9 protein-coding genes are annotated in these 12,971 nt (G+C 64.8%); 3 read left to right on the top strand and 6 right to left on the bottom strand.

Annotation, left to right across the window (positions count from 1 at the left end):
- Nucleotides 1-40 precede the first annotated feature (40 nt).
- From dxs to AC1DMY_RS09150, 3 genes are all read left to right on the top strand, one after another.
- The gene (gene dxs / locus AC1DMY_RS09140; protein ID WP_477164629.1) at nucleotides 41-1,954 is read left to right on the top strand and encodes a 1-deoxy-D-xylulose-5-phosphate synthase; all 1,914 of its coding nucleotides are present in this window, start codon (nucleotides 41-43) and stop codon (nucleotides 1,952-1,954) included.
- A 45-nt stretch (nucleotides 1,955-1,999) separates the two neighbouring features.
- Nucleotides 2,000-3,208 (top strand): 1-deoxy-D-xylulose-5-phosphate reductoisomerase, encoded by a 1,209-nt coding sequence (locus AC1DMY_RS09145; RefSeq protein WP_477164630.1) that lies wholly within the window; start codon nucleotides 2,000-2,002, stop codon nucleotides 3,206-3,208.
- 92 nt (nucleotides 3,209-3,300) lie between these two features.
- The gene (locus AC1DMY_RS09150; RefSeq protein WP_477164631.1) at nucleotides 3,301-4,167 is read left to right on the top strand and encodes a polyprenyl synthetase family protein; all 867 of its coding nucleotides are present in this window, start codon (nucleotides 3,301-3,303) and stop codon (nucleotides 4,165-4,167) included.
- Between the two features lie 15 nt (nucleotides 4,168-4,182).
- Here AC1DMY_RS09150 and AC1DMY_RS09155 read toward each other — a convergent pair whose 3' ends face one another.
- The 6 genes from AC1DMY_RS09155 to AC1DMY_RS09180 form a co-directional block, all read right to left on the bottom strand.
- Nucleotides 4,183-5,838, bottom strand: coding sequence for a copper resistance D family protein (locus AC1DMY_RS09155; RefSeq protein WP_477164632.1), 1,656 nt, complete (start codon nucleotides 5,836-5,838; stop codon nucleotides 4,183-4,185).
- Between the two features lie 55 nt (nucleotides 5,839-5,893).
- The gene (locus AC1DMY_RS09160; protein WP_477164633.1) at nucleotides 5,894-6,256 is read right to left on the bottom strand and encodes a copper resistance CopC family protein; all 363 of its coding nucleotides are present in this window, start codon (nucleotides 6,254-6,256) and stop codon (nucleotides 5,894-5,896) included.
- A gap of 24 nt (nucleotides 6,257-6,280) precedes the next feature.
- Nucleotides 6,281-8,899, bottom strand: coding sequence for an MMPL family transporter (locus tag AC1DMY_RS09165; RefSeq protein WP_477164634.1), 2,619 nt, complete (start codon nucleotides 8,897-8,899; stop codon nucleotides 6,281-6,283).
- 75 nt (nucleotides 8,900-8,974) lie between these two features.
- A complete protein-coding gene (locus tag AC1DMY_RS09170; RefSeq protein WP_477164635.1) occupies nucleotides 8,975-9,688 on the bottom strand; it encodes a phosphorylase family protein in 714 nt (237 codons plus the stop codon).
- 20 nt (nucleotides 9,689-9,708) lie between these two features.
- Complete coding sequence (gene shc, locus AC1DMY_RS09175) at nucleotides 9,709-11,727, bottom strand: squalene--hopene cyclase (protein WP_477164636.1); 2,019 nt, start codon at nucleotides 11,725-11,727, stop codon at nucleotides 9,709-9,711.
- Complete coding sequence (locus tag AC1DMY_RS09180) at nucleotides 11,724-12,863, bottom strand: phytoene/squalene synthase family protein (protein WP_477164637.1); 1,140 nt, start codon at nucleotides 12,861-12,863, stop codon at nucleotides 11,724-11,726. The genes shc and AC1DMY_RS09180 overlap by 4 nt, the downstream gene beginning before the upstream one ends.
- Nucleotides 12,864-12,971 lie beyond the last annotated feature (108 nt).

The raw sequence follows: 12,971 nt of genomic DNA on the forward strand, positions 1-12,971 counted from the left end.
GTCCAGATAGAGACTCCGACATCCCCGAGGAGAGTCCGTCGTGTACGATTTGCTACGCACTATCGATTCACCGGCGCAACTGCGCGAGCTGGACATGCCGGCGCTGCACCGGCTGGCCGGCGAGTTGCGTGCCTTCATTCTGGAAAGCGTGTCCCGCACCGGCGGACATCTGTCGTCCAACCTGGGCAGCGTGGAGCTCACCATTGCGTTGCACTACGTGTTCGATACGCCAAGCGATCGTCTGGTGTGGGATGTCGGGCATCAATCCTATCCGCACAAGATTCTGACCGGCCGCCGCGAAGCCATGGGCGGCATCCGGCAATGGGGCGGCATCTCCGGGTTTCCGCGGCGCACCGAGTCCCAGTACGACACGTTCGGCACGGCGCATTCCAGTACATCCATCTCCGCTGCCTTGGGCATGGCGCACGCGGCGCGCATCCAGGGCGAGCAGCGCCACAGCATTGCGGTGATCGGCGATGGCGCGCTCAGCGCGGGCATGGCGTTCGAGGCGATGAACAATGCGGGTGTGTCGGAGGACTCGCCGCTGCTGGTGGTGCTCAACGACAACGACATGTCGATCTCGCCGCCGGTCGGCGCCTTGCGCTATTGCTTCGGCCGGCTGATTTCCAGCCGTTTCTATCAACAGGCGCGGCAGGGCGTGCATTACGCGCTGCGGCCGATTCCGCCGATCAGCCACTTGGCGTCGCGCCTCGAATCGCAGATGAAGGGCATGGTCGTGCCGGCGCCGTTGTTCGAGGAATTCGGCTTCAACTACACCGGTCCCATCGACGGCCACGATCTGGATGTGCTGATCCCGGCGCTGCAGAACCTCAAGAAGCTTCGTGGTCCGCAGTTCCTGCACGTGATCACGCAGAAGGGCCATGGCTATAAGTTGGCCGAGGCCGATCCGATCCAGTACCACGGTCCGGGCAAGTTCGATCCCAAGGTGGGCCTGGTGTCGGCGGCGAAGGCCGCGCGCAAAAGCTACACGCAGGTGTTTTCCGAATGGCTGTGCGATGAGGCGGCGCAGGATCCGCGCATCGTCGGCATCACGCCGGCCATGCGCGAAGGCTCGGGCCTGGTGGAATTTGAGAAGCGCTTTCCTGATCGCTATTTCGATGTAGCCATCGCCGAGCAACATGCGGTGACATTTGCGGCAGGCCTCGCCACCGAGGGCCTGCGGCCGGTGGTGGCGATTTATTCCACCTTCCTGCAGCGCGGTTACGACCAGCTGATACACGACGTGGCGCTGCAGAACCTGCCGGTGACGTTTGCCATCGATCGTGCGGGCATCGTCGGCGCGGATGGCGCCACACATATGGGCGCGTTCGATCTGGCCTACCTGCGTTGCGTGCCGAACATGGTGGTGATGGCCGCCTCCGATGAAAACGAATGCCGTCAGATGCTGCATACGGCGGTCAATCACGGCGGCCCCGCCGCAGTCCGCTATCCGCGCGGCACCGGTCCGGGTGTGGCCATTGAAGCCGAGATGACCGTGCTGCCGATCGGCAAGGGCGAAGTGCGCCGCCATGGCGCGCGCGCGGCGGGCTCTCGCGTGGCGATCCTGGCGTTTGGTTCCATGCTGCCGCCCAGTCTCGCGGCGGCCGAAGCGCTGGATGCGACGGTCGCCAATATGCGTTTCGTCAAACCGCTGGATGAAGCGTTGATACGCCAGCTGGCGCAAACGCACGACGCGCTGGTCACGGTGGAAGAGGGCTGCGTGCTGGGCGGCGCCGGTTCGGCCTGCCTGGAGGTTCTGTCCGATGCCGGCATCAGCGTGCCGATGCTGCGCCTTGGCTTGCCCGACGAATTCATCGAGCACGGCGACCCGGCGGGCCTGCTCAATCACTACGGCCTGGATGCGGATGGCATTCGTGCCTCCATCCAGCGTTTCACCGACAAGGTGTTGTCGGTCAAGCCCAGTTGCAGCGTGGCGCGAGAGGCGCGTTCCTGATGAAGCTGAACTTGCCCAGCCGTGCGTTGTGCCGGAGACCAGGTGATGAGTAGGCAGCGCCTGGCCATCCTCGGTTCCACCGGCTCTATCGGCACCAGCACGCTGGACGTGGCGGCGCGTCATCCGGATCGCTTTCGTGTGTACGCACTGACTGCCCATCAGCGCATCGATCGCCTGTTCGAGCAATGCCTGGCGTTTCTCCCCGAGGTGGCCGTGGTAGGTGATGCCGACGGCGCTGCGGAGCTCGAACAGAAACTGCGCGCGGCTCGGTTGTCCACGACCGTGGCATATGGGCCGCAGGCCTTGGTCGACGTAGCCAGCGCGTCTGCTTGCGACACGGTGGTGGCAGCCATCGTCGGCGGCGCCGGCCTGGCTTCATCGCTCGCTGCGGCACGCGCCGGGAAGAAGATTCTGTTGGCCAATAAGGAAGCGCTGGTGATGTCCGGCGCGCTGTTCATGCGCACCGTCGCGCAGCACGGCGCCACGCTGTTGCCGCTGGACAGCGAACACAATGCCATCTTCCAGTGCCTGAGCACCAACATGTGTGCGAGCGGCGGCGCGGAGCGCATCATCCTCACCGCATCGGGCGGGCCGTTCCTGCAGCGCGAACTCGACACACTCGACGACGTCACCCCCGATCAGGCGTGCAAGCATCCCAACTGGGTGATGGGGCGCAAGATCTCGGTCGATTCCGCCACGATGATGAACAAGGGCCTGGAAGTGATCGAGGCCCGCTGGCTGTTCGATATGCCGCCCGAGCGTATCGAGGTGCTGATCCATCCGCAGAGCGTGATCCATTCCATGGTGGCGTATGCGGATCAGTCGGTGCTGGCGCAGCTGGGCAATCCGGATATGCGTACGCCGATTGCCCATGCGATGGCCTATCCCGAGCGCATCGATTCGGGCGTGGCCGCACTGGAGCTCACACGCATGGCCAACCTGAGTTTCCACGCGCCCGATCTGGATCGATTCCCGTGCCTGCGGCTTGGACTGCAGGTGCTGCGCGACGGTTGCACGGCCAGTGTCACCTTGAATGCCGCCAACGAGATCGCTGTCGATGCGTTCCTGCACGGGCAGATTCGTTTCACCGATATTGCACGTGTGATCGAGCGGGCGTTGGAACGGTTGCCGGCGCTGGCTAGTTCCGCGTCCTTGGAAGACATTCTCGCCGGCGACGAACTTGCCCGCGCCACCGCGCGACAGTTCGTGACGCAACTGCCGGCCACGCCGCCCGCGGTCGTGGCGATTCATTGATCTGACGTGGAGACGACCCTGTGAGTGAAGCCGTTCAACTTTGGCCTGCCGCGTCCCATGCGCCCACGGGCGTGGAACCGTTGGAACGGTGGATGCCGCGGATCGTGCAGCGCACCGAGCAGGCGTTGGAGGGGTATCTACCTGCGGCGGATATCGCGCCTGCAACGCTGCATGAGGCCATGCGTTACGCCACGCTCGGTGGCGGCAAGCGCTTGCGCGCGCTGTTATGCCATGCGGCCGGTGAGCTGGTGGATGCTGACCCCGCCACGCTCGATGGCGCGGCGAGTGCGATCGAGATGATTCACGCCTACTCGCTGGTGCACGACGACCTGCCCGCGATGGACAACGACTTGCTGCGCCGCGGCCTGCCCACCGTGCATGTGCGCTACGGCGAGGCGATGGCCGTACTCGTGGGTGATGGTCTGCAGGCGCAGGCGTTCGCCGTGATCGGCGAGCTTCCGGCCACGGCCGCCCAGAAGGTCGCCCTGCTGAAGGAGCTGGCGAGCGCGAGCAGCTCGCAAGGCATGGTCGGCGGGCAGGCGATCGATCTGGCCAGCGTGGGCCAGGTATTGGCGCGCGAGCAACTGGAACAAATGCATCGACTCAAGACCGGCGCCTTGCTGCGTGCGTCGATCTTCATGGGCGCGCACGCCGGGCCGTCGCCGATGTCCCAGGAATTGCACGCCGCGTTGGACCAGTATCAGCGCGCCGTGGGTCTCGCCTTCCAGGTGGTCGACGACATACTCGATGTGACCACCGATGCGGCGACGCTGGGCAAGACACCCGGCAAGGACGCGCAAGACCATAAGCCCACCTATGTCTCGCTGCTCGGCCTCGATGCCTCGCGCGCCCTGGCTGAGGAACTGGGCGAGCGTGCCCGCATGGCCTTGCTGCCGTTGGGTGAGGGCGCGGCGCACTTGCTGGGGTTGGCTGACACCGTGGTGCACCGAATCCGTTGACGACGCGCGAGGCGATCAGGCCTCGCGGTACCACAGCAGGATCACGCCGATCAGGATGAAGCACAGCGGCCATACGTAGCCGGCGATGCGTCCGCCACGCCCAGGCAGGCGTATTTCAAGCCAGCGTGCCCAACCCGCCGCCACACCGGCGAGCGCAAGCGGCGTGTGGGTCAGCTCGATCAGCAGCTGGTCCTTCACGTTGGAGATCTGATGGCTGTGGGTCAGCAGCATCGCGCCGCCCACCGCGACCAGCAGCGGAAAAACCAGGGCAGCGCGCTCGCTCTTCCATCGCCCTGTGCGAACCGCCCATTCGAACCCGCCGAACAACACAATCAGTACGACGAAGAAACGGTGCTGGGCCACTTCGACGTCGCGCCACGCGGCCCACCAGCCGGTTTGTCCCAACGGCCACACTTCCGGGTCCGAGCGCACCAGCAGAAAGCCGGCCATGGCCAGGAACAGCAGAGGCCAATGCCGCGCCCATCGCACGCCGGCACTGCCGAGCAAGGCAAGCAAACCGATCAGGCATACGAAGATGCCGGCCCAGTGATGGTTGTATTCGGACCACGCGATGTCCTGGGCGTTGCGTGGCGGCAAGATGCCCGAGCCGGGAAGGGTGGCGGCTTCCGCCTCGTGGTTGTCGCGTTTTGCGTCGCGATCGAGCGTCGCCTGCAATTGCGAAATCGCCAGCGTGTCGTGATCAGGCGAGTCGAGCCGTGGCCACGCCGGCGCGTTGCGCTCGGCGATTTCGTGCAAGCTCACGCGATCCGTGGTGAGGTCCACGGCAGGCGGCACCGAGGTGAGCGACGCCGCCGCGAAGAAGATCGTAAAACCGATGCCGATCTCCACTTCGGCAAAGCGGCGCAGCCGGATCACCGACGCATCGCGCCTCTTGCGCAAGCGCTCGGTAACCAGGAAATTGCCCAGCCCCAACCCCAGCAGACCGATGAACATGGCGATCTTGGCGCCTACCATCACGCCGTAGGCCGTGCCGTAGAAGCCCTGCATATCGCCCACGTAATACAGCCACATGGTGATACCCGACACCAGGATGCAGGCCACGCCCAGCATGGCCATGCGCGAGAATCCGGAGCCGATCCGTCGCAGTGCTTCCGCGTCGTCCAGCCGTTTGAGCACGAGCACAAAGCTGGGAATGGCGCCGATCCAGATCGCCGCGCCGAACTGATGCAGGCCCTCCACCACCAGCAGCAGTGCGTTGTCGTGCAGCCGCGCATAGGCATGGGTAGTCATGGTGGCGGCGGCAAGTTCGACTAGGCCGACCAGCATGAGCAGCCATCGCCCGTATGGCTGAGCCAGCGTGGATGGCCTTAGGCTCAAGGCGATGATCAGCGCGCACAGCATCTTGATGCTGGCTGCCACCGCAAACGATGCCTGCATGACATTGCCCAAGGGCAGGTCGACCGTAGCCATCAGCACGGAAACTTGTAGCGCCGTTGTCGCCAGCTCACACAGAAGCAGCGCCCATGCGCTCCAGCAAGCCAAGCGCGCAGTACGCTGTTCGAGTTGCTCGCCCTGGGCAAATTGTGGAGCCAACGGGTGCAGTAAGAAGACGAGGAACAGCAGGCCGCCCAGCATCATGGACTGGGCGACGATCACCAGTCCATGCAGGATGATGCTCAGGTAGCCGAAGATGTCGACAAGGAGAGCCACGGGATTTCCGGTGGTCAGTGGTGGAGCGCGGGTTGGATGCGAAAAGCGGGCTGCCTCAGGGCGTCGCCGTCACGGAAAACGGCAGGTCGCCGCGCGTGATATGGCCGTCCAGCGCCAGTGCCTGCCAGCGCACGACATAAGCGCCGGCTTTCACGTCGGCCACGGCATCCAGTTCATTGGGCTTGTTGTCGTTGGCGGTGATGGCGAGCGGCGTCTCGCTCTTGTCGGGGCCGATCAGGACCAGTCGCGAGCGCGCCTGGTCGATCTTGCTGTTGTAGCTAAGCGTGAGCGCCAGATGGCCGGCGGGCACGTTGCCGTGCGCCTTGGGCGTGCTGTCGATCAGGATGGCGTGGGCGCTCGCGTTGATGCTCAACAGCAGGGCAAGTCCACCGATAAGAAAACGACGGCTACGCAACATGCATCGACTCCGGCGATCGGAAAGCTAAGGTGATGGTTGGCTGATCGGCTGCTTGCACTGCCCTACGGAGTAGAGCATTGCGGGCAGGAAGGCGAAGGTGGACAGCAGCACGGCAAGCAGGCTCAGCAGCAGCACCGTGCCCATGCTGGCCGTGCCGGGGTGGCGCGCGATGGCGAGGCTGCCGAATGCCGTGCCCGTGGTGAGCGCGGAGAACAGGATCGCGCGCGCGGTGGGTGAGCCGAGAAACAGCTGCATGCCCTGGCGCCAGTTCATCACGAAGTACACGTTGAACGACACGCCCACGCCCAACAGCAAGGGCAAGGCAATGATGTTCGCGAAGTTGATGGAGATGCCGCACAGCCGTGCCAGCAGCGCGGTGAGCAGGGCCGACATCAGCAGGGTGGCCAGCACCATGCCCGCGTCGCGCGCGCGGTGTAACACCAGGATCAGCACGATGGCGATCGCCAGGATGGCGTAAATCGCAGCTTCGCGGAAGGCAATCAGGATGGTATCGGCGGCTTTGATCGTATCCACCGCGGAACCCGCCGCGTTCGGGGCGATCTGATGCACGGCCTGCACGAAGCGACGCAGGCCCAGGGTGCTCTGTGCCTTCGCCGTGGGCGTCACTTGCACGCGCACGCGTCCGTCGGGGGCGAACCAGTCGCGCTTGAGTTCCTCCGGCAAGCTCTGCATGGTGATGGGCGTGGCCGATAGCGAGTCGGCCAACTGGTTGAGTGTGTACGGCAGGAATTGGGTCAGCGCCTGATTGGCTGTTGCCATTTGCTGATCAGTGCCCTTGGCCAGGCCGGCCAGTGCCTTGCCGATGCGCCGCAGGGGAGAATTCGCCGGCAATTTGTCGGCTATGCTGGCGATGCCATCGCTGGTGTCCCTGGCCGACTGGCGCATCTCGCCGTAACTGGGTGGCGCCGTTTTCTCGCCGGGATTGAGCACGGCGAACATCAGGTCGGAGGCCTGCTGCAGCTGATCGAGCTTGTCCTGCTGATCCGTCGGCACGAAGTCGACACCGGACACCACTTGCGCAACCTCAGGCAGCTTGCCAAGTCGCTCGCTCAGCGCCTTGGCGGTGGGCAGATCCTTGACCAGGATGTCCATGGTGAAGGGGTTGGTGTTGGGATCTTCCATCAAAGAGGTGAGCGTGCGCATGGCCTCGCTGCGCGCGTTTTTCGTGTGCAGCGGGTTGGCGTCGAACGGTATGGTGATGGCGCACCAGACGCCGATCGCACCGAGCACGCCGAACACCACCAGTACCGCCTTGCGGTTGCGCTGCAGCCAGCCATCGGCAGCGACGCCGCCGGGCAGCGCCACTTCCGCGTGTGGCGAACCCTTCGACAACAGGCGCAGCAGGGCGGGTAGCACGGTGAGCGTACAGAGCAGCGCAAGCAGCATGCCGACGCCCGCGATGATGCCGAGCTCCGCAACGCCAGTGAAATCGGTGGGCGCAAACGCCAGAAAGCCACAGGCCGTGGCGAGCGCCGCAAGACCCACCTGGCTGACCACGCGATGGGCGGTTTCGTGCAGGGAGTCGTCGAAGGTTCGATCGCTGTACTGGCGAGCATGCAGGCGCACGCCGAACTGGATGCCGAAATCCACGGCGAGGCCGACAAACAACACCGCGAACGCCACCGATACGAGGTTGAGGCGACCTACCGCGAACGCGGCAAACCCTAGTGTATAGATCAGGCCCACGATCAGGGTGATGATGACGGGCACGATCAAACGCCAGGTGCCCAGCGCCAACACCAGCCAGAACACCAGTAGCAGGCTGCTGCCGATGGCGATGGGTCCGGCGCGATCCGTCAGCGAGGCGAACTCCTCATCGGCCAAAGGCACCGAGCCGGTGTAGTTGATGTGCACGCGACCGGATTTCACCTCCGGCAACTCGCTGGCCAGGCGCAGCATCGCCTGCGTGGCCGCATCGCCGGGCTCCAGCGCGGTGTGATCGAGTACGGGATGGATCAGGATGAACTCCTGCCCGCCGTTGCTGCTCACCAGGTCCGGCGTCAGCAGCGCCTGCCACGAGAGCGGCGCGTTCTTGCCGGCCAGCGCATCCTCCATGGTTTGCGCCACATTGCCGAGCGCGGCGTCGTAGGAAGAGAGGTCATTGGCCAGGCCTCGGCGCACGCCCTCCACCATCAGGTCGATGCCGTTGAACAGGCCGCGCGCCGAGGTGTCCTTGGCCAGCGGTCCGAGCAGGGGCTGCGCCTGCAGCATGCTGTCCAGCGTGCTTTCCAGCTCGTCCTGCGGCAGCAGCAGGAGGCCTTCGCGATTGAAGAACGGGCTGATGCCCGGCGTCGAGGAGGAGTGGAAGTGCTGCTTGTCGGCCTGCAGCTTGAGGTTGAGCGCCTGCGCGACGATGCGTGCTTCTTCCGGCGTGGGTGCGCGCACCACGGCGGTGAGGGTATCGCTGAATTGCGGAAACTGTCGTGCGAACGCCCGGCTCTGCTGGCGCCACGCCAGCTTCTCCGAAAACAGATGGTCCGCATCGGTGTCGATGCTCAGATAGCGGGACGCGCCCCACAGGCTTAGTACGACCAGCAGTGCCGACAGCAGCAACACGATGAAGTGATGCCGACCACTGCGGTCGACCATCCACACCAGGCCTTTATGGATCGCTCTGAACACGCCGTCGGACCTCCAGGCTTTGATGCCGCCGGCCGCACGTCGAGGCCAGGCCTGACATCCGAGTACAGGGTGAGATTAACAGGGCTGGGGCAGGTTACGTCCCAGTTCGATGCCGGCCGCGTTGGCTGCCATGCGCAAGCTGCGCGTGGCTTTGCCCATGCGCGCGACCAGTCCAGGCAGTTCGGCGAACAGGTGCGGGTGTCGCAGCAGGGTGACAAGCAGGCGTCCCGGTCGCGGCCGCCCCCAGGCGTCGATACCAGCCTGCAGTTCGACCGGCACGTTGTCGTCGCGCTCGTCGACGATGGCGCGCAACACCACGAATGGTATGCGGTACTCGCCAGCGACGGCGGCAATCGCCGCGCTTTCCATGTCGACGGCCAAGGCCTGGTGGCGTTCGCGCATCGCGCCTTTTTCGGCCACGCTGAGCAAGGGCATGGGCAGGCTCAGCAGCGTGCCTTCATCAGCGCGAGGCAGTTGCGTGGTGGCGAGGCGACGGATGATCGACGCACGCCACACGGGATCGGGCTGGTAGTCGTGACTGCGCTGGTCGAGCACACAGGATGGACAGATCAGCGTGCCGCTGCGCAAGCCGGGGGCAAGACCGCCGGCGACGCCGAACGACACCAAGGCCGTCGCGCCCGCCTCGATCAAGCCCAACGCGCCCGCTCGGGCCGCCTCCTGGCCCATGCCGGAGAGCCACAGGGCGCCGCCATGCTCAAGCGCCAGCGCGGTGCGTACACGCAGACGCCGACGCGTCAGCGTACGCGCCTCCGAAGCAAGCGCTGTCACGATGCCCACCGAACCCGGCATCACTGCGTCGGTGGTGAGTTCGCAAGCAGCTGGCGATAGCGGCTGAGTGCCCATAGCGGAAAATACGCGGTGTATCCGTGGTATTTGAGGAAGAAGACGCGTGGAAATCCCGGTGCATTGAAGCTGGGGTGATACCAGAGATCGGCCTCGGGCTCGCCCTGCGCTTGCTGATGATCCAGCAGCCAGCGAATCCCGCGATGGGCTGCCTCTGAGGTCTGTTCACCAGCTGCAAGCAGCCCGAGCAAGGCCCAGGCCGTGCTGTGCGCCGTGCTCACGCCGCCGTTGCTGCCGCGCAGCGCGGGATCGAAGTAGCTGTCGTTGGTTTCACCCCAGCCGCCGTCGGCATGCTGCCGGGACCGCAGCCACGCGACCGATTGCCGTATCCAGGGCTGTTGCATGTCCTGGCCGGCGAGCGCGAGGCCGGCCAGCACCGACCAGGTGCCGTAGATGTAATTGGTGCCCCAGCGCCCCCAGTACGAGCCGTCCGGCAGGCGCGCAGCACGCAGATAGGCGATGCAGCGTTCGATGGCAGCTTTGTCCTGCGGGCGATTGAGGATGCCAAGCAGGGCCAGCACGCGGCCCGATACATCTTCGGTGGGCGGATCGAGCATGGCGCCGTGATCGGCGAAGGGAATCTCGTTGATGTGATAGTGCGTGTTGTTGCGATCGAACGACGCGAAGCCGCCATTGTCCGACTGCATGCCGACCAGCCAGTCCGCCGCGCGCTCGATGCGCTCGCGATACTTGCCCTCATGTGGCGTGCCGCGAACCGCCACGTGCATCAATGCGGCAATCACGGCCGTGTCGTCCAGGTCGGGAAAGTAGGGATTGGCGTATTGGAAAGCCCAGCCACCGGGCGGCAGCTCCGGCGCCTGCACGGCCCAGTCGCCCTTGAGCTCGAGTTCCTGCAGCGGCGCCAACCATTCCATCGCGCGGGTGACGGCGTCCTGCGTGGCGTCGTCGGGAGACGCACGCAGCAAGGCCATGGCTGACCAGCCGGTGTCCCACACCGGCGACACGCAGGGCTGGCAATAGGCGGAGCCGTCTTCGCGTTGGACGATCAGCTTTTGCAGCGAGCGCAAACACGTGGCGCGTGCAGGGTGATCTTTCGCATAGCCCAGCAAATCCATCGCTTCGAGCGCATTGACCATTGGCGGAAAGATGGCGCCAAGCCCATCCTCGCCATTGAGCCGCGCGACAAACCATTGCTCGGCCCGCTGGATCGCCCGGCGGCGAAGGCTCTTGGGGATCAACGGATCGCAGGCGCGCCCCAGCTTGTCCAGCACCAGGAACAGCTTGCTGACGAAGCCGCCGCCAGTGGCGAAGTAGTGGCGTTCCTGCTCCGGTGGCGTCACGAAGAGTTCCGCGATGCCGACCTGGCGCGGATTCTTGGCCTTCGCCTTCATCGTGCACAAGATGAACAGCGGCACCATGGTGCTGCGCGCCCAGTACGACACCTTGTCCAGATGGAACGGCGCCCAGCGCGGGAACAACATGATTTCCACCGGCACGTACGGCGCGGCGCGCCAGGGCACCTGGCCGAACATGGCCAGCAGGATGCGCGTGAAGACATTGCTTTTTGCGGCGCCGCCCTTGGCAAGGATGGCTTCGCGCGCCCGGCGCATATGCGGTGCATCGGGGGAATCGCCGGCGGCCTTCAACGCGTAATACGACTTCACCGTGCACGACAGGTCGAGTGCGCCATCGTGGTACAGCGGCCAGCCGCCGTGCGTATCGAGGCGCTGCTTGAGGCGGATGTAGCGCGCCAGTTTTTCCTGCAGCACGTCATCGATCTCGTCGATGAAATGCATCATCAGGATGTACTCCGACGAGATGGTGCAGTCTGTTTCAAACTCGAAACACCAGTGACCGTCCGCGCGCTGACGCGCCATCAAGGCCAGTCGCGCCCGATCGATGGCCAGATCGATGCGGTCCGGATCGACAGGGCCGGGATCGAGAGTCGGTTGACGCGAGTTGGGCGGGGCAGGGTCGGCGACGGTGGCTGGTGAATCCGTCATAGCGATCGCGCGTTTTTATAGTGCGATGTGCGCCGCCACGGCCACGCGGCGTTGCTGGCCTGCGGCACCTCCCATTCCGCCGCCAGGGGCGTGAGCGGCAGCTTGCGCGCCGCCGCGCCGAACAGAAAACGCACGGCCGGATCGTACTTGTCGCTAAGGCGGGTCAGGCCGATGGTTTGCGCGACGGCGGCACGCGACACCTTTACCTGGGTGCCGGAAGAGAAATCGAGCCTGTCCTGCAGATTTCGCAGCGTGAGCACCGCCAGGCCGATGCTCCACAGGCAGAAGCGCCGGAAACCGGCGTGGCGCGCCGGCACGATCAGCGTGTATTCCACCGCGCGGCACAGATGCGCGTGCGCGATGCCGATCAGTTCGATCATGGCATCGGCATAGTGCGCATCCTGCTGGCCGGCACTCAGCTCCTGCAGCTCCACGCCGTGGCGGGCAAACACATCGTGCGGCAGCCAGCACACGCCGTGACTGCGGTCTTCCCACTGGTCCTTGAGGATATTGGTCATCTGCAGGCCCTGGCCAAACGAAATGGCCAGGCGCATCAGAGAGCGCGTCTGCGGCACCAGTTCCGGTTCGAAATCGATCAGCAGCTTGGTCAGCATCTCGCCGACCACGCCGGCCACGTGATAGCAGTAGCGATCCATGTCGCGCTGCGTGTCCAGGCCTTGCAGGCCCACCACGCGCTGGAAATCATGCATGCCCTGCGACATCACGCGCAGGCATTCGACGATCGCCTCGTGCTGGATGGGGTTGAACGTCTCGGTGATTTCCAGCACCAGCGGCAGGCGGAACATCAGGTCGCGTTCGCTTTCCGACGTGGCATCGGAAAGTCGCGGCGCGATGTGGGCGGCGAATTCGCGCGCGTCGATGCGCCCGGTCACGGCGTCGACGAAGGCTTTTTCGTAGCGACCTTTTTCTTCCGCGCTGAACGCGGGTTCGTCTTCGATGGTGTCGGCGATCCGACAAAGCAGGTACGCATTGGCGACGACGTCGCGCAACGCCGGCGGCAATTGCGGGATCGTCAGGGCAAACGTGCGTGACACCTTGGGAAGAATGGCTTCCTGGTAAGCGCCGGCGTTGCTTGGGGCGATCGCAGCGGCGTGTTTCGCTTCGAACATGGGCATGCCTCGGCCTTCTTAGTATTCACATACAGAGAAACCAGCGACATCGGCATGGTATCACCCTGTCCGTGAGAGACGCCGCCCATCTGATCAAAGCGAATGTCATCGATT

The organism is Dyella sp. 01L423, assembly GCF_056399945.1.

Bases quoted from the DNA above. Each gene is read 5' to 3' on its own strand.
- AC1DMY_RS09150 (WP_477164631.1), top strand. From the start codon at position 3,301: ATGCCGCGGATCGTGCAGCGCACCGAGCAGGCGTTGGAGGGGTATCTA.
- AC1DMY_RS09180 (WP_477164637.1), bottom strand. From the start codon at position 12,863: ATGCCCATGTTCGAAGCGAAACACGCCGCTGCGATCGCCCCAAGCAAC.
- AC1DMY_RS09160 (WP_477164633.1), bottom strand. From the start codon at position 6,256: ATGTTGCGTAGCCGTCGTTTTCTTATCGGTGGACTTGCCCTGCTGTTG.
- shc (WP_477164636.1), bottom strand. From the start codon at position 11,727: ATGACGGATTCACCAGCCACCGTCGCCGACCCTGCCCCGCCCAACTCG.
- AC1DMY_RS09145 (WP_477164630.1), top strand. From the start codon at position 2,000: ATGAGTAGGCAGCGCCTGGCCATCCTCGGTTCCACCGGCTCTATCGGC.